The following is a 21,232-nucleotide window of genomic DNA, read 5'->3' as shown; positions in this document are numbered from 1 at the left end:
GGAGACCCAAAATGCCCCAGGCATCCATCATCGTTCCCGCCTACAACACCGCCGCGACCCTGGCCGAGACTCTGGCCTCGCTTCTGTCGCAGACCCATGATGATTTCGAAATCATCATCGTGGATGACGGCTCGCAGGACGAAACCCCCGCCATTGCCCGCGCTCATGCGACCGACCCACGAGTGCGGGTGATCCGGCAGGAAAACCGCGGCCTCGCCGGGGCGCGCAATACCGGCATCGCGGCCGCGCGGGGAGAGTTCGTCGGCTTCTGCGACGCCGACGATTTGTGGCTGCCCGAAAAGCTGGCCACCCATGTGCGCCACCTGCAGGCCGAACCCGACGTTGCGATCAGCTATTCCGGCAGCGCCATGATCGACGAGGGTGGTCGGTTGATGCGCGTCCGCCAGTCGCCGCGCCTGCAGGACGTGACGGCGGCGCATGTCCTGAAACGTAACCCGATCGGCAATGGATCAGCAGCGGTAATGCGCAAATCGGCCTTGCTCGATCTGGCCTACCGCCCCGCGTTCGAGACCAAACGCGACTGGGTCTTTGACGAGACCTTTCGCCAGTCCGAGGACATCGAATCCTGGCTGCGGCTGATGTTGACGACGGATTGGCAAATCGCAGGCGTGCCGGGGTTGCTGACCCGCTACCGGATCCATGCGACCGGCCTGTCGGCGGCCTTGGACCGGCAGTTGCAGGCGTGGGAGAGGATGGCCGACAAGCTGCGTCCGCTGAACCCCGAATTCTTTGCCCGGCACGAGGCGGCGGCGCGCGCCTATCAGCTGCGCTATCTTGCGCGCCGCGCGGTCAGCAATCTGGATGCGCAAAAGGCTTGGGAGCTTGCGCAGCGGTCGGCTTCAACCAGCGCCCGGCCCCTGATCGAAGAACCCGCCAAAACGTTGACCACCATCATCGCGGCCGCAGCACTGCGCGCGGTCGGGCCGGCGTCTGTTGTTCAAGCCGGTCGCCTCATGCGCCGCCAGACTTCCATCTGAACCGAGGTTTCCAAATGTCCAAGATCACCGTTCTTCACCTTGTTGATGACACCACGGCCGGTGGGGTCATGCGAATGCTCGACCATCTTGCGCAGCTGCCCGAACTGGCCGACGAAGTCCACCAAGAAGTTCGCCCGGTCAAACGGACCGCCTTCAGCTGGGGCAGTTTCGACGCCGATGTCATCGTATGCCACATCGCCCCCGGCTGGCGTTGCCTGCCGGCCTTCTCGGCCCTGCGGGCGATGCATCCCACCACGCGGCTGGTTCATGTCGAACACAGCTATACCCGGTCTTTCACAGCCTTGAACGTGCCGCACAAGCGGCGGTTCTTTGCGATGCTGCGCGTGACCTATTCGTTGTTCGATCAGGTCATCGCCGTCAGCAAGGCGCAGGCCGGTTGGATGGCGGAACGTCGGTTGGCGCCCGCATCCAAGCTGAGCGTGATCTCGCCGCAGGTTGACCTGAGCGCAGTTGCGCGCGCAGCCGGGCCGGTCGAGGCGGCCCGGGTCATCGGTGCGATCGGACGGCTCGAGCCGCAGAAAGGCTTCGATCTGCTGATCGAAGGATTTCGCATGTGCCCCAACCCCGATGCACGGCTTGTGATCTTTGGTGAAGGCAGCCAGCGCGACCGCCTTGCAGCCTTGGCCGCAGGTGACCGGCGGATCGAGTTTCGGGGCCACGCCGACGACCCGGCCGAAGCCTATCGGGTCGTGGACGTGGTGGCGATGCCCTCGCGATGGGAGGCCTACGGGCTGGTGGCGGATGAGGCGCGCGCGGCGCGGCGTCCGGTCATCGTCAGCATGGTCGACGGTCTGCGTGACCGGATCGGGGCAAGCGGCGTGATCCCGTGCGGGTCCGATCCCAAGGCGTGGCGCAAGTCGATCGAGGCGGTTCTGGCGAGTACGCCTCCGGTGGTTCCCGTCCTGGCGCCCAAGGCTGATAGATCCCGCTATGCACAGCGGTGGCAGCAGGTGTTCGACCCGGCCAAACGGTTGTGAGGGCGGCGTGGCCATGGCTACGGCAAGGGGCGCCACAAGAACCAGCGGCAATGTCCGGGCGGGTTTTGCGTGTGCGTGTTGGCCAGGCGACCAAAGGGCTCGAAGCCCGAAGCCTGATAGAACCGTGTGGCGGCCGGGTTGGATGTGTCCAGCCACGCAGAATGACACCCGCGTCGGCGCGCCTCGTCAAAGGCGTGGTCCAGCAACTGCCGACCCAAACCGCGGCGTCGATGGGCCGGGTCGATCCATAAGGTCTTGATCAGCAGCCACCCATAGGAGGTGGCGCCATGCAGGCCGCCAACCCGGCCCTCGCCGTCCTGCGCAATCAGCGTGATGCTGTCATTGACCCCTTGGGGCGCAGTGGCCCGCAATTCCGCAAGAAGGGCTTGCTCGACCCAGTCCGCTTGCCCGGGGGCGGAAACAATGGACGGTCCCGCCATCGGTCAGTCCGGTATCCATTGGGCGGGGACCGGTGCAGCGCCGTTCATGCCGGAGTGGTTTCCGCGTTCAGGATCTCGATCACCATCGCGGCCGTCCAGGTGAAGCTGCTGCCGCCGCAGGGTTCGGCGGTGACCGGGTCGTAATATTCGGCAAAGCCGCTTTGCTCGATCAGGCGCAGGCTGTCGTCGACGATCCGCTGCACGATCCGGGTTTGCCCGGCGCGTTGCAGACCATCTGCGATCATGTAGTTCACGATCAGCCAGACCGGCCCGCGCCAGTACCTTAGCCCGTCGAATTCGGGGGCCGCCGGGTCGTGGCTGGGCACCAGATACGGGACCGTGGCACCGATGGCTTCCAACCGCTGGGTAATGGCTTGCGCGCGGTGCTCGGGGATGGGACAGAACGCCGCCAGCAACCCGCCGATCGAGGGGCTGTCGATCAACTCCCCGGTGACCCGATCAAAGCACAGATATTGCCCACGGGTCTCGCTCCACAGGGCGTCCATCGCCGCGATGCCCGCCTGGGCAAAGGCGCGCGAAGCGCTGGCGATCTCGGCCTCGCCCAAGTCGTCGGCCAGCGCAGCAAGGTCAAGGCACGAGCGGATCAGGATCGCGTTGAATCCCGGGTCCACGACCCGGAACGGCGAGGCATCATGCAGCCTGGAATTGTCCCAGCCAAGGTCGCGGAAATGTTGCACCAGCCAGATATAGCGGCGGTATTCTTCGTCGGTCGGCCTGTGCGCCGGGTTGGCATGGGCTACGTCGCGACGCTGGAACGGAGCCACGCCCTCGGTCGGGACCCGGGCCAGCGCCGCATCCCAATCGACCGAGTTGTCGCGCCCCGATTCCCACGGGTGAATGATGGCGACCAGACCGGTACCCTGCGGGTCGCGGTTCGTGAAGAACCATTGATGCCAGGCGTGGATCTTGGGCAGCAGGGCGCGGGCCTGCGCATCGGCCAGCCCCCGGTTCTTCGCCCGCGCATGGATCCGCCGCACGGCGAACCCGGCCACCGCCGGCTGCGTGATGCCCGAGGTGGGAACCGCGCGGCCGGTGGCCCAGACATCCGGCCCCGGGAAATAGCCGTCGTTCATCTCGTGGAAGATGATATGCGGCACCATGCCGTCATCCCACTGATGCCGGAACAAGGTCTCGATCTCGCGCCAGGCGCGGGCCTCGTCGAAATGCGAGAACCCAAGGGCGCTGAGCGCGCTGTCCCAGTTCCACTGGAACGGATAGAGGCCGTGGGTGGGCACCGTGTAGTCGCCCCGGTCGTTTCGGGCCAGAACGGCGCGGGCCTGTTCGATCAGATCCTGTTTCATTGCGCGCTCCTCAGGCCACGGCCAGGGTTGTTTCGGGGTCGAACCAGCGCACCCGGTCGGGCTGCGGGGCCAGGGTCAGGGTGTCGCCGCGGCGGACGTTCAGATCGCTGTCCAGAACCGCGCGGAACAGAGCGCCGTCCACGCTGCATGTGACAAGCAGATGCGCGCCCAGGGGTTCAACCACCTTGACCGTGGCGGCCAGGCCCGTGTCGGCCGGGCGCAGATCCTCGGGGCGGATGGCGAAATGCAACGGCGTGGTTCGGGGCGGCCCGTCGAGGATCTGGCCCGCGACGGTCCATTTGCCGTCTCCGGACGGGGTGGCGGGCAGGAAGTTCATCGGCGGATTGCCGATGAATCCGGCCACGAACTCGGCCGCCGGGTTGCGGTAGACTTCGATCGGCGAGGCTGCCTGAACGATCTTGCCCTGATGCATCACGCTGATCCGGTCGGCCATGCTCATGGCTTCGACCTGGTCGTGGGTGACGTAGATGGCGGTGGTGTTACTTTCGGCCAGAACGCCCTTGAGCTCGGCCCGCATCTCCATCCGCAGCAGCGCGTCCAGGTTCGACAGGGGCTCGTCCATCAGGATCACGTCGGGCTCCATCGCCAGGGCGCGGGCCACGGCGACGCGCTGGCGCTGACCGCCGGACAGCTCGCCCGAATAGCGCCCCAGCAGCTGGTCGATATGCATCAGACCCGCCGTGCGCTCGACCCGGCGCTTGACCTCGTCATTGGGCAGTTTCTGCATCCGCAGGCCGAACCCGATGTTTTCGAACACGGTCAGATGCGGGAATACGGCATAGTTCTGGAACACCATGGCGATGCCCCGATCCTTGGGCGGCAGGTGATCCACCCGGCGCCCGCCGATCCAGACCTCGCCCTCGGTCGCGGTCTCCAGCCCGGCGATGATCCGCAGCAGCGTGGTCTTGCCGCAGCCCGAGGCCCCCAGCAGAACCATGAATTCCTGGTCCTGGATGGTCAGGTTGATGTCGTGCAGCGCCTGGTAGCTGCCAAAGCGTTTCGCGACATTCTTGATTTGAATTTCTGCCATTATTCCAACTCCTTGGGGCTGTCAGCGGTTGGCGATGCCCCACATGGCGAACAGGTATTTGCGCACGGCGAAGATGAAGATCAGTGCCGGAACGACAAGGATGAAACCGCCCGCGAATTTCAGATGCAGCGGCGAGGTGTCGAGGTTCTGCAGCAAAAAGGCCGTCAGGGTCCGGTTCTCGATCGTCAGGACGGCGGCGGCGAACACCTCGTTCCACGAGATCACGAAGGCGAAGATGGCCGAGGCCGTGATCCCCGGCAGGATCAGTGGCAGCACCACCTTGGTGAAGGCGGTCAGCCGGGTGCAGCCCAGCGTCCAGGCGGCCTCTTCCAGTTCCAGCGGGATGCCGGAAAACAGCGAGAACGTGATCAGCACCGCAAACGGGATGGCCAACGTGGTGTGCACCAGCGACAGGCCGAATACCGTGTCATCCAGCCCGGTCTGGATGAACATCACCGCCAAGGGCAGTGCCAGCAGCGGCAGCGGAAAGGCGCGGGTCAGCAGGATCAGCAGGCGGAACGCCTCTTTCCCGCGAAAGTCGAACCGCGACAGGGCATAGCCTGCCGGCGCGCCGATCAGGATCGACATGATCATCGTCAGCCCGGCCACCAGGATCGAGTTTTTGAGCGCGGTCAGGATGCCCGCGAAGCCTGCAAAGAACCCCAGGCTGCCCAGATCAAATTCGGGGATGAAGGGCTTGGGAAAGCTGTTCACCGTTTCCGGCGAGGACAGGGTGTTGATCAGCAGGAAATACAGCGGCACCAGCACCCAGGCGCACAGCAGCACCACCGCCGCGAAGTAGACATAGCGTCCGGCCCGGCGCGTATCGGGCGCGGCGACATCGGTCGTGACGGTCGTCATATCGTGGCTCCTTTCGGGACACGCAGGGCGCGCAGGATGATCAGGGTGAACCCGATCGAGATGGCGAGGATGATCAGCGCCATCGCCGCCGCCGCGCCGCTGTCAAGCAGGTCGAACTGATAGGCGTAGGTTTCGCTCATGAGGACGGGGAATAGGGTGCCACCCAGGGCTAGCACCACGGCGAAGACCTCGAAGGCCAGGATCACGCGCAGCACCAGTGCGGTCTGCAGCGACGGGCGCAGCAGCGGAAGCGTGATGCGGGTGAAGCGTTTCCAGGGCGAGGCGCCAAAGACCTCGGCCGCCTCGTAATATTCCTTGGGGATCAGGCCGATCCCGGCCACCAGGATCACCAGCATGATCGCGGTGGCGCGCCAGATCTCGGCCAGGGCGATGGCCAGGAACACCACGCCGGGGTGCTGATAGCTGAGGAAATTCACCGGCCGGTCCACCACGCCCAGCCCAGAAAGCATGGAGTTCAGGAAACCCGACTGTTCGAAGATCGCCAGCCAGATGATGCCTGCGGCCAGATCCGAGATACCCAGCGGGATGGTCCAGACATACAGCACCAGGTCGCGTCCGCGCTGCATCTTGTTGACCATCGTGGCCATCAGCAGCGCCAGCGCCAGTTGCACCGGAACCACCGCCGCCGCCAGCAGCAGCGTATTCTGCAGCGAGATCGGGAATTTCCAGTACCCGACCACCTGCCGGAAATTGTCCAGCGTGAATCCGTCGCCGGTGTTGAAAGCTTGCTTGGCGACCAGGACGAAAGGATACAGAAAGAACAGGCACAGAAACGCCGTCACGGGCAGGATCAGCACATAGGGCAACACACGAGCGTTCATCAGATCGCTCCTTTCCTTGCGGAAGTTCCGGTGGTTTCGGGCAGAGAGTTCGGGGGGACACCGGGCCTGCGTCAAGCCCGGTGTCAGGATCGGGTCAGACCCTTATTCGACCGGGCACGGACCGTCCGAAGGTGCATCCGGAGCCCAGCAGGGCGCGCCGGTTTCCTGCATGATCGCCTCCAATGCGCCTTTCTGATCGTCCAGCACGGTACGGATGTCCTGACCGCCCAGTACGATCCGCTCGAACGCATCGGTATAGACACGGTTGAAGTCACCGCCCTTGTCGCCCAGTCCCGCGGGCAGCAGCCCGGGGTTGGCATCGGCCGAGCCACTCATCTTGGCGACCGCGTCGCCTGCGGCTTTTACGGCTGGCGGCAGGTCGTCGGGCAGGTCAACCGCGACGACCGGGAAGAAGTTCGTCGCGCGCAGCGTGGCGATCTGGGTTTCCGGCTTCATCATGTAGGCAACCAGAGCTTTGGACGCTTCCATGTCCGGTGCGGTTTTGGGGATCGCAACCCCAGCCAGAACCGGCATGAAGCCGCGCCCGGTCGGGCCCGCCGGGGCCGGGAAGGCCACGAAGTCATCAGGCCGCTCGTTGAAGGCCTGCGCCAGACGCGAGGTGTGGTCGAACACGATCCAGGCGTCGCCCGACAACAACTGTTCCTGCATGAACGAGAAGTTGGTCGAGGCCGGGTTGGTATGCGTCCACAGCGCGCGGAATTTTTCCCACGCGGTCACGGCATCGTCGCTCGCAAAGGTCCGCACCACGCCGTTCGTGTAGGACGGGTACAGATAGCCTTGGAAGAAGCGGTGCTTCAGGCCCTTGGGCCCGGCCGGGAAGCCGAATTTCGGCTCTCCCGCAGCCTCATGCGCGTTGGCGGCCCATTCGATCAGCTGGTCATAGGTCAATGCATTGATGTCTGCGCCTTCGGGCAGGTACTGCAACGCCTCTTTGTTGGCCGCCATGATATAGCTGGCCTGCATCCAGGGGATGTATTGCAGGCTGCCTGCTCCCAGCGTCGCCAGTTCGTTGAACGTGTCCGAGGCCGAGGCGATGCCCAGATCATCCAGGTCGACCAGGTCATCGGGGTTCATGGCCGAGAAATCACCATGCAGCGCGCCCAGCACACCGATCGTGCCCGAGCCGGCCTGCAATTCGGCCTGCAGACGCGTCAGCCAGGGGCCGCCGTCATTGGGCTGGTAGTCCACGCCACCCTCGAAGCCTGAAAGGACCTGTTCGCGCATGGCCTGCGCCTCTTCGACCGGCTTGGCCTGTGTCGACCAGAACAGAACCTCGGCCTGCGCCACGTTTGTGGCCAGGGCCAGAACAAGGCCGGATGCGGCACCGACCAGCTTGGATTGAATTGACATGGACTCCTCCCAGAGTTTCGATTGGGCCTTTTGCCCGTTCTGCCCGGTGGGGTCGGTTTGCTGTGCGTGTCGTGCGGCGACTCACCCCAGGCGATGTCATTAGCATGGTATAACGATATATCTCGCGTCAACGAATATTTTCCAATCGGTTGGTCTGAACTTCAGAAAATAGTAGGAATTGCTCGTTGCAATACCCCTGCGGGTTGGGCATTTTGATGATGCAACGATATATCAGAAGTCCGAGAAATGCCCGCCAAACCCACCCTCGCCAGTGTCGCCAAAGCCGCCGGAGTCTCGATCCCGACGGTCAGTCAGGTGATGCGCGGCACCGGGCGGATTTCCGAGCAGACCCGCAAGAAAGTGCTGCAGGCGGCCGAGGACCTGCACTATGTCACTGACTCGCGCGCGGCGTCGATGCGATCGGGCGAGAACCGGGAAATCGGGTTCGTTCTGAACCAGTTCGCAAACCCGTTCAACGCCGAAGTGGTCAGCGGCGCGGTCGAGTTGCTGGAGGCCGAGGGGTATCTGGTTTCGATCTTGGACACGCGCGATGACGCGGACCGGCAGGGCAAGCAATTGCGGGATTTCATCCGCAACGGGCGCGGCGGCCTGCTGTGGGTCCCCGCGCTGGAGACCACGGCGGAAACCCTTCAACTGCTGCGCACGCATGGTTTGCCCACGGTTACCTTTCTGCGCCATGTCAGCCCCGATTTTGATCATGTGGGCATCAGAAATTCCGAAGCGACCGCGACCGCGACCAATCACCTGGCGGAACTGGGACACAGGCACATCGCATTCTTCGGCGGCATCGGCATGAACCCCGTTCGAAAGCAGCGCATAGCCGGGTACCAGCGTACGCTGCAGGACTTGTCTTTGGGGCCGCCGATCATCTGGCCCTCACCTGACACCAAGCGTGCCGGTATGCAGGAGATGCTGAAATTGCACGACGCCCATCCGGAGGTCACGGCGGTGGTCTGCAATGGCGACATGGTCGCTTTGGGGGCGTGTTTCGGTCTGATGCGGGCTGGGTTGCAGCCGGGGCGGGATGTTTCGATTGTTGGATTTGACGATACCGAGGATGCCTCGGTCGCAATTCCCGCGCTCAGTACCATGGCGGTTTCGCCAAAGCGGTTGGGCCGCAAGCTCGCACGTACTCTGCTGGACAGGATAAAAGACCCTGACATGCCGGTAATCGTGTCCGAAGTTTCGGCTCGGTTCATCGCACGGGAAACCACGGGGCCGCTGCAGAAGGACCGCTGACGGATCAGGCGCGCGTATCCGGCAAGGTCTCGCTCCACTTCCGCAGCTCGTCCAGAAAACCCAGCGCGGTGCGTCCACGGTCGGTCACGGAGTACTGCACTGAAACCGGTGAGGTTTCGAGCACTTGGCGGAGTACCAGGCCCTGTTGCTCCAATTGGCGCAGGCGTTCGGCGATCATCTTTTTGCTGGCGCCGCCGATCATCCGCGCCAAGTCATTGAATCGCACTGGCTCGTCTTTGAGGTGCCATAGGATCGACCCGGTCCACTTGCCGCCAATGATCCGCATGCCGCGTTCGATGGGGCATGGTTCGCTGCACGCATCCACTGCTTGCCGCTTGCCTTGGTCGTCCTGTTCGATACGGGCACGCATCACCTTCTCCAGTCCAGTCGCAGGTTACAAAAAGTAAACTGGTTGCAATTCATCACTACTGTTCTCAAGTTCGGTTTCACCCCGACCGAAGTCAAGGGGCAAGCAGTTTCAAAACCAAGGATATGGACATGAGCAAGATCCTGATCGTGAACGGTACGCAGCCTTATGAATTCGCACCTGGCCGCCTGAACGCGTCGCTGGTGCAACGGGCGCAGGACGCACTGACCGGGATGGGCCACGAGGTGCGCGTGACCACGGTTGCCGAAGGATACGACATCAATGCCGAGATCGACGCCCATGTCTGGGCGGATGTGGTCATCATGCAGTTTCCGGTGAATTGGATGGGTGTACCGTGGGTGTTCAAAAAGTACCTCGACGAGGTCTACACCGCGGGCATGGACGGCCGGCTGCTGGCCGGCGACGGCCGGACCGCCGAGGCGCCCAAGGCCAATTACGGCACCGGTGGCCTGCTGCACGGGACGAAATACATGCTGTCGGTCACCTTCAACGCCCCGCGCGAGGCGTTCGACAACCCGGCCGAGCCGTTCTTTGCCGGGGCCAGCGTCGATGACCTGCTGTGGCCAATGCACCTGAACGCCAAGTTTCTGGCGATGCAGCCCCTGCCCACCTTCGCGGCCTTCGACGTGATGAAGAACCCCCGGATCGAACAGGATTTCCAGCGGTTCGACGCGCATCTGAAAGAGCATTTCGAGGAGATCGCGCATGTCGCAGCCTGACATTCACCTCTACACCGCGGCCACGATGAATGGCTACAAACCGGTGATCTTCCTGGAAGAGGCAGGCGTACCCTACGACCTGACGCCCATCGACTTTTCCAAACAGGAACAAAAGTCGCCCGCGTTCTTGTCGCTGAACCCCAATGGCAAGATCCCGGTGATCGAGGACCGGGCCGAAGGTCGCGCGATTTTCGAAAGCGGCGCAATCCTGTGGCACCTCGCGCAGAAATACGGTCAGTTCCTGCCCTCAGATCCGATGCAGCAGTCCGAGGTGATGCAGTGGATGCTGTTCCAGGTCGGGCATGTGGGTCCGATGATGGGCCAGGCCATGTATTTCCAGCACATTGCTGCCCCCAATGGTCATACCGAACCATTCTCGATCCGCCGCTACGTGGACGAAAGCCGCCGCCTGATGGAGGTGATGAATGATCGTCTGAATGGGCGCGACTGGATCGCGGCGGGGCAATACACGATCGCGGATATGATGCTGTTCCCTTGGGCGCGGGCCTATGTCTGGGCGCGGGTTCAGGTCGATGACCTTCCGCATCTGAACGCATGGTTCGACCGCATCGATGCCCGCCCCGCAGTGCAGAAGGCGCTGACCATTCCCAAGGCCAATCCCCAGTTCTGGGATGCCTCGGCTGATGCCAGCGCCTTTGCGCGGGAGAACGCCGCGCGGTTTGCCGGTGACGTGAAAAAGGACTGAGGCCGCGGCCCGGGCTCCCTAGCCCGGGCCCGCACCACAGCACCTTGGGCGCCGCACCGCCCGCGCGCAGGTCGATGGCCGGGAGGACGCTTTACTCGGGTGTCAAAAGCGGTCAGTCTGAACCATCGGCGCGCCGGGTGATCCCCTCGGGCCGCGCTGTCACATCATTGTCGTCATAAACGTTCAGATGATGCGTCGACCAATTTATTTCGAGAGGTGCCTCATGACCCTATCCAGCAAATTCGCGATGTCGCGGCGTCAATTTCTGGCCACCACCACGGCCGGCGTCGCCATGGTTTCCCTGCACCCGTTCTCCGCCGCCGCCGCAAGCAACCAGGCGCATCTGCGGATCATGGAAACGACCGACATTCACGTTCACGTCTTTCCCTATGACTACTACGCCGACAAGCCGCGCGATACGGTGGGCCTGTCACGCGCGGCCTCGATCATAAACCAGATCCGGGCCGAGGCCACAAACTCGATGCTGGTCGACAATGGCGACTTTCTTCAGGGCAACCCGATGGGCGACTACATCGCCTACGAGCGTGGCATGAACGACGGCGACACCCACCCGATCATCAACGCGTTCAACACGTTGGGCTATGATGCCGCGACGCTGGGCAACCACGAGTTCAACTATGGCCTGAGCTTTCTGGAAAAATCGCTGGCCGGGGCGCAGTTCCCGATCGTGCTGGCCAATATCGCCAAGGAACAGGGTGCAAATCCGCGCGCGGACAAGACGCTGGTACAGCCCTATGTCATCCTCGACCGCGAGATCGAGCTGGGCGATGGCAGCAAGCAGCCGATCCGCATCGGCGTCATCGGCTTTACCCCGCCGCAGATCATGAACTGGGACCGCCGCCACCTGGAAGGCAACGTGCAGGCCCGCGACATCGTCGAGACCGCCAAAGCCTATGTGCCCGAGATGAAAGAGCAAGGCTGCGATCTGATCCTGGCCCTGTCGCATTCGGGCATCGGCGCGGCCGATCACGCGGACGGGATGGAGAACGCCTCGGTCCCGCTGGCCGGGGTCGATGGCATCGACGCGCTTGTGACCGGGCACAACCACCTGGTCTTCCCCTCGCCCACCTTCGCCGACCGTGCCGGAGTTGACGTGGACAAGGGCACGCTGATGGGCAAGCCGGCCGTCATGGGCGGGTTCTGGGGGTCGCATCTGGGCGTGCTCGACCTGCTGCTGGAACGCGACGGCAACGAATGGCGCGTGGTTACCACCACCTCCGAGGCGCGGCCGATCTCGAAGCGCAACGAAGACCGCTCGATCACCGCGCTGGTCGATGACGACCCAAAGGTGCTGGCCTCGGTCGCGCGGGACCACGAGGAAACGCTGGCCTATGTGCGCCGCGCGGTGGGCAAGACCTCGGCCCCGCTGCACAGCTATTTCGCGCTGGTGGCCGATGATCCCTCGGTCCAGATCGTGTCGATCGCGCAGAAATGGTATGTTGAGGAGATGCTGAAAGGCACCGAGCACGAGGGTCTGCCGATCCTGTCGGCCGCGGCGCCGTTCAAGGCCGGTGGCCGGGGTGGCCCGGAATACTATACCGACGTGCCGGTGGGCGATGTGGCGATCAAGAACGTGGCCGACCTGTATCTCTATCCCAACACCGTGCGCGCGGTGCGGGTGAACGGCGCGCAACTGCGCGGCTGGCTGGAGCGTTCGGCCGGGATGTTCAACCAGATCGAGCCGGGCGCCAAGGATGCGCTGCTGCTGAACCCCGAATTCCCGTCCTACAATTTCGACGTGATCGACGGTGTGACCTATCAGATCGACCTGTCTCAGCCCTCGCGCTTTGGCCCGAAGGGCGAAGAGGTCAACCCTGATGCGGCGCGCATCGTGAACCTGCAGTTCAACGGTGCCCCGGTGACCGACGACATGGAGTTCATCATCGCCACCAACAACTACCGCGCTTCGGGCGGCGGATCGTTCCCGGGCGCGATGGGCGACACCATCGTGTTCGAGGCCCCCGACACCAACCGCGACGTGATCGTGCGCTATATCGTCGAGCAAGGCACGATCGACCCCAAGGCCGACGGCAACTGGTCCTTCGCACCGCTGGGCGACACCACGGTTCTGTTCGAAACCGGTCCCAAGGCGCGCGATTACATCAGCGACGTCAAAGGTTTGGCGCTGGAAGACGCAGGCGACGGGGCCGACGGTTTCGCGGCCTTCCGCATCACGCTCTGACCGGCGACAGACACCGGATCGGGCGGCCAATCTGGCCGCCCTTTTCTCTTGGTTTGTGGCTGAAGGCCGGATTATCACACGCATTGGCGGGATGCTTATTTTTCAGGCGATAGGGGAAAAAATGCTCAGAAATAGGGCGAACGAGTTTTCTCAACCAACTGCCTCTGCCGTGCTGCACTGACACCAGGAAAAGGCTGTGGTGCTTTCGCATCCGACAGTCCTTTTGCCCGGAGCTTCCGATAACCTCTTTGTCCGCAATAACTCCCGCGCAAGCGATCGCCGCGCCTCCCCGTGCTGTTGGGCGGGGTGTTGTGTCCGTGGTTGGCCGCGCTGGCCGGACGGAGTTGCAGGACCTGCGCCAGCAGGGGTCGCTGAAGCTGCTGTTTCCTCGGCGTGATGGCGCGGACATGCAGGCGGTGTTGATCAACACCGCCGGCGGCGTCACCGGCGGAGACAGTTTTGACCTTTCAGCCAGCGTTCAGGCAGATGCACATCTGACCCTGACCACGCAGGCCGCCGAGCGCGCTTATCGCGCGTCCGGAGCAGTTCCGGGCCGGATTCGGACGCATCTGACCGTGGCGGCAGGCGGCCAGTTGAACTGGCTGCCGCAGGAGACGATCCTTTTTGATGGTTGCTCGATCGACCGCTGCCTGCGTGCCGATCTGGCCCGTGATGCCGGCCTGCTGCTGGTGGAATCGCTGATCTTCGGACGTGCCGCAATGGGCGAGCAGGTCACATCGGCCCACTTACAAGACCGCATCGAAATCTGGCGCGCGGGCCGGTTGGCTCATCTGGACGCGCTGCGTCTGACCGGTGATTTGGCGGCGGAAATGGCCCGGCCGGGCGTTGGCGACGGCGCCGTCGCACTCAGCAGCCTGATACTGATCCGCCCGGATGCCGCCGCGCATCTGGATCCGATCCGCGCGGCCTTGCCTGACACCGGCGGCGTCAGCCTTGTAGGTGACGACATGCTGTTGATGCGCCTGCTGGCGCCCGACAGTTTCGCGCTGCGCCAGACCCTTGTGCCGATCCTGAACCGGCTGACCCGCAATTCCCTACCAAGACCCTGGATGATCTGACATGCAACTCTCGCCGCGCGAAAAAGACAAACTGCTGATCGCCATGGCCGCCGAGGTGGCGCGCAAGCGCCTGGCCCGGGGCGTGCGCCTGAACTACCCCGAGGCCATCGCGCTGATCACCGATGCCGTGGTCGAGGGCGCCCGCGACGGCCGCTCGGTCGCCGACATGATGGAGGCAGGCGCGCAGGTCATCACCCGCGATCAGTGCATGGACGGCATCCCCGAGATGATCCACGAGGTGCAGGTCGAGGCGACGTTCCCCGACGGCACCAAGCTGGTCACCGTCCACAACCCCATCCGCTGAAGGAGATGACGATGAAACACCTGGCTTCCCTGCCCTTCGCCCTGATGGCCGCCCCCGCGCTGGCGCATGACGGGCCGCACCTGCACCCGCATGAAGCTGGCACCTGGCTGGCGCTGGTCCTGCTGCTGGCGATCGGCGGCGTTGCGATCTGGCTGAAGGCGCGCAAATGATCCCCGGAGAGGTCATCACCGCCCCCGGCGAGATCGAGCTGAACGCGGGCGCGGCGCCAATCACCCTGATGGTGGCCAATACCGGTGACCGGCCCGTGCAGGTGGGCTCGCACTATCATTTCGCCGAAACCAACCCGGCGTTGGACTTCGACCGGGCCGCCGCCCGCGGCATGCGGCTGGACATCGCCGCCGGAACCGCCGTGCGGTTCGAACCCGGTCAGCGGCGCGAGGTGCAGCTGATCCCGATCGCCGGTGCGCGGCGTGTCTTCGGGTTCAACGGCGCAGTCATGGGAGACCTCTGATGCCAGCCCGGATCAAACGTTCCGACTATGCCGCCATGTACGGCCCTACCACGGGCGACAAGGTGCGGCTGGCTGATACCGACCTGATCGTCGAGGTCGAGCGCGACCTGACCACCTATGGCGAAGAGGTCAAGTTCGGCGGCGGCAAGGTGATCCGCGACGGCATGGGTCAGTCTCAGGCTACCCGCGCCGAAGGGGCGGTGGACACCGTCATCACCAATGCGCTGATCGTTGACTGGACGGGCATCTACAAGGCGGATGTGGGCCTCAAGGATGGGCGCATCGCACGGATCGGCAAGGCGGGCAACCCCGACACGCAGCCCGGCGTGGATATCATCGTCGGCCCCGGCACCGAGGCCATCGCGGGCGAGGGCCGCATCCTGACCGCCGGCGGGTTCGACAGCCACATCCATTTCATCTGCCCGCAACAGATCGAGGATGCGCTGCATTCCGGCCTGACCACCATGCTGGGCGGCGGCACCGGCCCGGCGCATGGCACGCTGGCCACCACGTGCACGCCCGGCCCCTGGCATATCGGACGCATGCTGCAGGCGGCCGATGCCTTTCCGATGAACCTGGCCTTTGCGGGCAAGGGCAACGCCTCGCAACCGGCGGCCCTGCGCGAACAGGTCCTGGCCGGGGCCTGCGCCCTGAAACTGCACGAGGACTGGGGCACCACCCCGGCAGCCATCGATTGCTGCCTGTCGGTGGCCGACGAGATGGACGTGCAGGTGATGATCCACACCGACACGCTGAACGAAAGCGGCTTCGTCGAAAACACCGTGGCCGCCATGAAAGGCCGCACGATCCACGCCTTCCATACCGAGGGCGCGGGCGGCGGCCACGCTCCCGATATCATCAAGATCTGCGGCGAGGCGCATGTGCTGCCATCGTCGACCAACCCGACCCGGCCTTTTACCGTGAACACGGTCGAAGAGCATCTGGACATGCTGATGGTCTGCCATCACCTCGACAAATCCATCCCCGAGGACGTGGCCTTTGCCGAAAGCCGCATCCGGCGCGAGACAATCGCGGCCGAGGACATTCTGCACGACATGGGCGCCTTCAGCATCATCGCCTCCGACAGCCAGGCGATGGGCCGCGTGGGAGAAGTGCTGATCCGCACCTGGCAGACCGCCGACAAGATGAAGAAACAACGCGGGCGCCTGCCGGAGGAAACAGGCGAAAACGACAATTTCCGCGTGCGCCGTTATATCGCGAAATACACGATCAACCCGGCCATTGCGCACGGGCTTGGCACCCATATCGGCAGCATCGAGGAGGGCAAACGCGCCGATCTGGTGCTGTGGAGCCCCGCTTTTTTCGGCGTGAAGCCCGAGATGGTGCTGTTGGGCGGCACCATCGCCTGTGCGCAGATGGGCGACCCGAACGCCTCGATCCCCACGCCGCAGCCGGTCTATTCCCGGCCGATGTGGGGGGCCTATGGCCGCTCGGTCGAACAGAGCGCGGCGACCTTCGTATCGGAAGCCGCGCAGGAGGACGGCATCGCCGCGCGTCTTGGCCTGGCCAAGCAGACCGTAGCCGTGCGCAACACACGCGCGATCGGCAAGCGCGACCTGCGGCTGAACGATGCCCTGCCCGAGATCGAGGTGAACCCCGAAACCTACGAGGTGCGCGCCGACGGCGAATTGCTGACCTGCCAGCCCGCCGAAACCCTGCCCATGGCGCAACGCTATTTCCTGTTTTGAAAAGGGATACCTCCGATGCTTGCCACATCACAGAAAATCCGCCGCAACGGTCAGTGGGACGAAACCCATGGCACCGTGACGCTGAACTACGAAGACCGCTTTCTGCGCCGCCGGATGCTGCGCACCGCACAGAATGAAGAGTTCCTGGTGGATCTGTCGCAGACGACCTCGCTGGACGGGGGGGATGCGTTCGAACTGGCCGATGGCCGCCTGATCGAGGTGGTTGCCGCCGAAGAGGACCTGTTCGCCGTCACCGGCCCCGATCTGACCCGGCTGGCCTGGCATATCGGCAACCGCCACACCCCTTGCCAGATCGAGCCCGACCGGCTGATGATCCGCCGCGACCATGTGATCCGCGACATGCTGTTGAAGCTTGGCGCGACGGTCCAGGACATCCGCGCGCCCTTCAGCCCCGAAGGTGGCGCCTATGGGCACGGACGGACGCATGGCCACAGCCACTGACCTTGATCTGCTGACGCTGACGCAATGGCTGTCACCCGCCTACCCGGTCGGGGCGTTTGCCTATTCGCATGGGCTGGAACGCTTGGTCCAATCGGGTGCGGTGCACGATGCGGCCAGCCTGCGAGATTGGCTGAACGACGTGCTGGAACACGGTGCGGGATGGTCGGATGCCCTGTTTCTGACCGCCGCTTGGCGCGCCAAATCCGAGCTGGCCGTGACCGAACTTGACGATATGGCCCGCGCCTTCGCCGGTCCATTCGAGCGCAGATTCGAGACCGCGCAACAAGGCGCGGCCTTCTGCGGTGTGACGGCTGCTGTCTGGGGCATCGAACTGACGGAACTGACCTACCCCATCGCCGTTGGCTGCGCCGCACGCCAGGCCGGTTTGCCGGTGGAACCGACTGCGCGGCTGTATCTGCATGCGTTCATCAGCAGTCTTGTTTCGGCCGCGCAGCGGCTGATGCCCCTGGGCCAGACCGCTGCGCAAGGGGTGGTCCGAGACATGGCGCCCTTGTGCGCACATCAGGCGCACGCGGCGGTGGAGGCCGATCTGTCCGCCCTGTCCGGCACCGCCTTTCTGGCCGAGATCGCGGCCATGCAACATGAAACTCAACAACCAAGGATATTCCGCACATGAGCAGCATGAACGGCCCTCTGCGGGTGGGCATCGGCGGCCCGGTCGGTGCGGGCAAGACCAGCCTGACCGCCGCCCTCGCCCGCGCGCTGCGCGATACCCACTCGATCGGGGTGATCACCAATGACATCTACACGCAGGAAGACGCCGAGGCGCTGATGCGCATGCAGATCCTGCCGCAGGACCGGGTGATCGGCGTGGAAACCGGAGGTTGCCCGCATACGGCGATCCGAGAGGATGCCTCGATCAATCTGGCCGCCGTGGCCGAGATGGTGCGCCGTCATCCCGAGGTCGAGATCGTTCTGATCGAATCCGGCGGTGACAACCTGTCGGCTACCTTCAGCCCGGAACTGGCGGATGTGACGATCTATGTGATCGACGTGGCCGCGGGCGAAGAGATCCCCCGCAAGGGTGGCCCCGCGATCACTCGGTCAGACATCCTGATCATCAACAAGATCGACCTTGCTCCGCATGTCGGAGCGGACCTGTCGGTGATGCAGCGCGATGCGGCCCGAATGCGCGGTGATCGGCCATTCGTATTCGCCAACCTGCGGAGCGGCAGCGGAACGAGCGAAATCATCGACCTGTTGGACAAGATTGCCGGCATCGACGCCGGACGACGTGCAACGGCGTAAGACCCACAACCCGACTTTGGGCGTTTCCGGTTCCAGAATTTGGAACCTTGCGCCTGCAAGGCAATCCGATGTAACCGGATTCGACCACCGACGCTGTCCTTGCGATAGCCCGGTGCGAGAAAGTTGCAGCCGGGCCGATCCTTCTTGGGGCCGCCCCATCACCTGAGGACCGCCGGTGAGCCCATTCGTCGTCGCGATCATTCTGTCGGCTGCCATCCTGCACGCCGTCTGGAACGCCATCGTCAAAACCGCGGGCGACCGGACGACCACGCTGGGCCTTGTGGCCTTCGGGCATGTGATCCCGGCCAGCGTCATGATCCTTGTCCTGCCCTTTCCGGGGGGTGAAAGTTTTGTCTACATTCTTTTGTCCACCGTGGTGCATTTCGGATATTACTTCATGCTGGGCAAAGCCTATCAGCATGGAGACCTCAGCGTGGTCTACCCGATCGCCCGAGGCATCGTTCCGGCGTTGGTGGCGCTTTGGGCCTATCTGTTGCTGGATGAGGTTCTGCCCCTGCAAGCCTGGATCGGCATCGGCCTTATCGCGTTCGGCATCCAACTCAGCAGTTGGAGCTCGCTCCGGCAAGGCGTCGGCGGCGCGGCGCTGGGGTTTGCGGTGGGAACCGGACTTTGCATCTCGGTCTATTCGGTTGTAGACGGCATCGGGGTGCGGCTGTCTGGAAACACGCTAAGCTACTGGGCTTGGGGGGCGTTTCTGCACCTGTTCATTGCTGGATTCGTGGGCCTGCGACGGCGGCAGGTTCTAACACAGCTTCCGGCGCGCACCTGGGCGATCGGCATCCTGGGCGGTTTCGTGTCGATGCTGGCTTATGGGCTGGTGCTCTATGCCAAGAATTTCGCGCCGCTGGGGGCGGTCTCGGCGTTGCGGGAAACCTCAGTGATTTTTGCGGCCCTGATCGGGTTCGTCTTCCTGCACGAAGGCTATTGGGTGCGCAGGCTGGGGGCCGCCATCCTGATGGCGGGGGGCGTGGCGCTGGTTGGACTTTCGGGCTGAGCCGGTCCGTCAAGTGCTATAACGCGCCATGAACATGTCAACGGCGTTGGTGGCCACTTCGTCGATTTCCTCGTCCGAGAACCGGGTTTGGATCCCCAAAGCCGCCAGCGTCCACAGGCGCACCTTGCACAATTCCGAGAACTGTTCGGCGGCAAAATGCACGTCGTCAATCGCCAGCTCACCTTTGGCCACGGCTTTTTCCAGATACTCGGCCATCTGGCGCTGACCGTTGGCGGGGCCGGCTTCGTAGAACGCTTTGCCCAGTTCCGGGAACCTGTCACGCTCGGCCACGCAGATGCGGAACACCTGCTGCGCGAAATCCGAAACCAGAAACCGGGTCAGATGCGTGGCGGTGATCATCAACGCCTCGCGCACTGGCTTGGTTTCGTCGATCATGGCCAGCACGTTTTCCGCCATGCGGCAACACTCGGTCTGCGCCACCTCGGAAAACAGAAGTCGTTTGTCCGGGAAATAGCTGTAGAGCGTCGCCTTCGACACACCCGCCGCGCGCGCGATGTCATCGACGCTGGCGCCTTCGAAACCATCCGCCATGAAAACCTCTCGGGCGCCGTTCAGAACCTGGTCGAATTTCCGTCCGGTACGCACGATGGTGGCGGCTTGGGTCATGGTGTCTCCTTGGCTGGGTGCTGCGTCAAATCTATAAACCAGTCAGTTCAGTTTCAACGGTTTTCAATTCGGCTTGAAAGTTCCGTTACGCAGCGTAGATTAGAATAATTCTAAAACGAGGGTGGCTATGCGGTTTTTCACTCAGCGCAAACACTTCAGGGATCTGACCGAGCAGGAAGTCATCGCGCTTGCGATTTCGTCCGAGGAAGACGACGCACGGATCTATAGGTCATATGCCGAGATGCTGCGCCCCGACTATCCGGCGACGGCCAAAATCTTCGATGGCATGGCTGCCGAGGAAGACGAGCACCGCCGTCGCCTGATCGCTCTGCATGAGGATCGGTTCGGCGCGGTGATCCCTCTGATCCGGCGCGAGCACGTCGCCGGTTACTACGCCCGCCGTCCGATCTGGCTGGTCGAGAATCTCGGAATCGAGCGAATCCGCGAAGAAGCCGAGATGATGGAGCGCGATGCGGAGCGCTTCTATCTGGCGGCTGCCGGTCGTACGACCGATGCAGCAACACGCAAACTCTTGGGCGACCTGGCTGCGGCCGAAGCGGGACATCAAGCTGCGGCCGCCGAATTGGAAGAAGCTCACCTGGATCACGATGAAAAAGAAGCCGAAAAGGTGATTTCGCACCGGCAATTCATCCTGACCTGGGTCCAGCCGGGATTGGCCGGGCTGATGGATGGGTCCGTGTCGACCTTGGCGCCGATCTTCGCGACGGCCTTTGCCACGCACGACCCTTGGACGACCTTTCTTGTGGGCCTTGCAGCGTCAGTGGGCGCGGGCATTTCCATGGGCTTCACCGAAGCGGCATCGGACGATGGCGAGCTGTCGGGCCGTGGATCACCGGTCAAGCGGGGTTTGGCGTCCGGCGTGATGACAACGGTCGGCGGATTGGGCCACGCCCTACCCTATCTGATCCCGGAATTCTGGACGGCCACGATCATTGCCTTCATCGTGGTGTTTTTCGAATTGTGGGCGATCGCGTGGATTCAGAACCGCTATATGGAAACTCCGTTCTTTCGTGCCGCTTTTCAGGTCGTTTTGGGCGGAGCGTTGGTGCTGGCAGCCGGGATATTGATCGGCAGCGGGTGATGACCTTACTTGCGATGTGGTAATTCTATGTTAC

At 63.6% G+C, this 21,232-nt stretch carries 24 protein-coding genes; 16 read left to right on the top strand and 8 right to left on the bottom strand.

Going from position 1 to position 21,232, the window contains the following annotated elements; all coding sequences use genetic code 11:
- Positions 1–11: 11 nt before the first annotated feature.
- Entirely contained in the window at positions 12–998 is a 987-nt protein-coding gene (locus ACR0NB_RS15935) for a glycosyltransferase family 2 protein (protein ID WP_480776204.1), read from the top strand.
- A gap of 14 nt (positions 999–1,012) precedes the next feature.
- Complete coding sequence (locus ACR0NB_RS15930; RefSeq protein WP_480776203.1) at positions 1,013–1,996, top strand: glycosyltransferase family 4 protein; 984 nt, start codon at positions 1,013–1,015, stop codon at positions 1,994–1,996.
- A gap of 17 nt (positions 1,997–2,013) precedes the next feature.
- On the opposite strand, the gene ACR0NB_RS15925 is transcribed toward ACR0NB_RS15930, so the two are convergent.
- From ACR0NB_RS15925 to ACR0NB_RS15900, 6 genes are all read right to left on the bottom strand, one after another.
- Positions 2,014–2,436: a GNAT family N-acetyltransferase gene (locus ACR0NB_RS15925; RefSeq protein WP_170529897.1), complete on the bottom strand. Its 423-nt coding sequence runs from the start codon at positions 2,434–2,436 to the stop codon at positions 2,014–2,016.
- A 44-nt stretch (positions 2,437–2,480) separates the two neighbouring features.
- On the bottom strand, positions 2,481–3,758 hold the full coding sequence (locus ACR0NB_RS15920) for an MGH1-like glycoside hydrolase domain-containing protein (RefSeq protein ID WP_170359499.1): 1,278 nt from the start codon (positions 3,756–3,758) through the stop codon (positions 2,481–2,483).
- 10 nt (positions 3,759–3,768) lie between these two features.
- Positions 3,769–4,809, bottom strand: a complete 1,041-nt coding sequence (locus ACR0NB_RS15915) for an ABC transporter ATP-binding protein (RefSeq protein WP_480776202.1) — start codon at positions 4,807–4,809, stop codon at positions 3,769–3,771.
- 21 nt (positions 4,810–4,830) lie between these two features.
- Positions 4,831–5,670, bottom strand: a complete 840-nt coding sequence (locus ACR0NB_RS15910) for a carbohydrate ABC transporter permease (RefSeq protein ID WP_480776201.1) — start codon at positions 5,668–5,670, stop codon at positions 4,831–4,833.
- Positions 5,667–6,512, bottom strand: coding sequence for a carbohydrate ABC transporter permease (locus ACR0NB_RS15905; protein ID WP_170341551.1), 846 nt, complete (start codon positions 6,510–6,512; stop codon positions 5,667–5,669). The genes ACR0NB_RS15910 and ACR0NB_RS15905 overlap by 4 nt, the downstream gene beginning before the upstream one ends.
- Positions 6,513–6,614: 102 nt before the next feature.
- Complete coding sequence (locus ACR0NB_RS15900; RefSeq protein WP_480776200.1) at positions 6,615–7,883, bottom strand: extracellular solute-binding protein; 1,269 nt, start codon at positions 7,881–7,883, stop codon at positions 6,615–6,617.
- A 246-nt stretch (positions 7,884–8,129) separates the two neighbouring features.
- Between ACR0NB_RS15900 and ACR0NB_RS15895 the strand changes: the two genes are divergently transcribed.
- A complete protein-coding gene (locus ACR0NB_RS15895) occupies positions 8,130–9,143 on the top strand; it encodes a LacI family DNA-binding transcriptional regulator (RefSeq protein WP_480776199.1) in 1,014 nt (337 codons plus the stop codon).
- A gap of 4 nt (positions 9,144–9,147) precedes the next feature.
- Here ACR0NB_RS15895 and ACR0NB_RS15890 read toward each other — a convergent pair whose 3' ends face one another.
- A complete protein-coding gene (locus ACR0NB_RS15890) occupies positions 9,148–9,513 on the bottom strand; it encodes a winged helix-turn-helix transcriptional regulator (protein ID WP_480634225.1) in 366 nt (121 codons plus the stop codon).
- A gap of 128 nt (positions 9,514–9,641) precedes the next feature.
- Between ACR0NB_RS15890 and ACR0NB_RS15885 the strand changes: the two genes are divergently transcribed.
- The 12 genes from ACR0NB_RS15885 to ACR0NB_RS15830 all read left to right on the top strand — a co-directional run bounded on the left by ACR0NB_RS15885 (position 9,642) and on the right by ACR0NB_RS15830 (position 19,469).
- Positions 9,642–10,250 carry an NAD(P)H-dependent oxidoreductase gene (locus tag ACR0NB_RS15885; RefSeq protein ID WP_170435746.1) on the top strand — a complete coding sequence of 203 codons (609 nt, stop codon included), beginning with the start codon at positions 9,642–9,644 and terminating at the stop codon, positions 10,248–10,250.
- Positions 10,237–10,956 carry a glutathione S-transferase family protein gene (locus ACR0NB_RS15880; protein ID WP_170435745.1) on the top strand — a complete coding sequence of 240 codons (720 nt, stop codon included), beginning with the start codon at positions 10,237–10,239 and terminating at the stop codon, positions 10,954–10,956. Before ACR0NB_RS15885 ends, ACR0NB_RS15880 begins: the two co-directional genes overlap by 14 nt.
- Positions 10,957–11,179: 223 nt before the next feature.
- Positions 11,180–13,159 carry a bifunctional 2',3'-cyclic-nucleotide 2'-phosphodiesterase/3'-nucleotidase gene (locus tag ACR0NB_RS15875; protein WP_480776198.1) on the top strand — a complete coding sequence of 660 codons (1,980 nt, stop codon included), beginning with the start codon at positions 11,180–11,182 and terminating at the stop codon, positions 13,157–13,159.
- Positions 13,160–13,476: 317 nt separating this feature from the next.
- Positions 13,477–14,238, top strand: coding sequence for an urease accessory protein UreD (locus ACR0NB_RS15870; RefSeq protein WP_480776197.1), 762 nt, complete (start codon positions 13,477–13,479; stop codon positions 14,236–14,238).
- 1 nt (position 14,239) lies between these two features.
- Positions 14,240–14,542, top strand: coding sequence for an urease subunit gamma (locus ACR0NB_RS15865; protein WP_005976933.1), 303 nt, complete (start codon positions 14,240–14,242; stop codon positions 14,540–14,542).
- A gap of 11 nt (positions 14,543–14,553) precedes the next feature.
- Positions 14,554–14,712, top strand: coding sequence for a hypothetical protein (locus tag ACR0NB_RS15860; protein ID WP_170407662.1), 159 nt, complete (start codon positions 14,554–14,556; stop codon positions 14,710–14,712).
- Positions 14,709–15,014, top strand: a complete 306-nt coding sequence (locus tag ACR0NB_RS15855; RefSeq protein WP_480776196.1) for an urease subunit beta — start codon at positions 14,709–14,711, stop codon at positions 15,012–15,014. The genes ACR0NB_RS15860 and ACR0NB_RS15855 overlap by 4 nt, the downstream gene beginning before the upstream one ends.
- Complete coding sequence (ureC, locus tag ACR0NB_RS15850; protein WP_480776195.1) at positions 15,014–16,723, top strand: urease subunit alpha; 1,710 nt, start codon at positions 15,014–15,016, stop codon at positions 16,721–16,723. Before ACR0NB_RS15855 ends, ureC begins: the two co-directional genes overlap by 1 nt.
- A gap of 15 nt (positions 16,724–16,738) precedes the next feature.
- Positions 16,739–17,185: an urease accessory protein UreE gene (locus ACR0NB_RS15845; RefSeq protein ID WP_170529890.1), complete on the top strand. Its 447-nt coding sequence runs from the start codon at positions 16,739–16,741 to the stop codon at positions 17,183–17,185.
- Positions 17,169–17,822 (top strand): urease accessory protein UreF, encoded by a 654-nt coding sequence (locus ACR0NB_RS15840; RefSeq protein WP_480776194.1) that lies wholly within the window; start codon positions 17,169–17,171, stop codon positions 17,820–17,822. Before ACR0NB_RS15845 ends, ACR0NB_RS15840 begins: the two co-directional genes overlap by 17 nt.
- A complete protein-coding gene (gene ureG, locus ACR0NB_RS15835) occupies positions 17,819–18,454 on the top strand; it encodes an urease accessory protein UreG (RefSeq protein ID WP_170341539.1) in 636 nt (211 codons plus the stop codon). Before ACR0NB_RS15840 ends, ureG begins: the two co-directional genes overlap by 4 nt.
- 175 nt (positions 18,455–18,629) lie before the next feature.
- Positions 18,630–19,469: an EamA family transporter gene (locus ACR0NB_RS15830; RefSeq protein ID WP_170341536.1), complete on the top strand. Its 840-nt coding sequence runs from the start codon at positions 18,630–18,632 to the stop codon at positions 19,467–19,469.
- Between the two features lie 9 nt (positions 19,470–19,478).
- Here the strand turns inward: ACR0NB_RS15830 and ACR0NB_RS15825 are convergent, their stop codons facing one another.
- The gene (locus ACR0NB_RS15825) at positions 19,479–20,096 is read right to left on the bottom strand and encodes a TetR/AcrR family transcriptional regulator (RefSeq protein ID WP_480776193.1); all 618 of its coding nucleotides are present in this window, start codon (positions 20,094–20,096) and stop codon (positions 19,479–19,481) included.
- A gap of 127 nt (positions 20,097–20,223) precedes the next feature.
- On the opposite strand from ACR0NB_RS15825, the gene mbfA reads away from it, so the two are divergent.
- Positions 20,224–21,198 (top strand): iron exporter MbfA, encoded by a 975-nt coding sequence (gene mbfA / locus ACR0NB_RS15820; protein WP_170359475.1) that lies wholly within the window; start codon positions 20,224–20,226, stop codon positions 21,196–21,198.
- Positions 21,199–21,232: the final 34 nt, after the last annotated feature.

The sequence above is a fragment of the Ruegeria sp. CG3 genome, from assembly GCF_056537205.1.
Note: the sequence above shows the minus strand (reverse complement) of the source record. Positions and strands in the feature narration are given on the sequence as shown.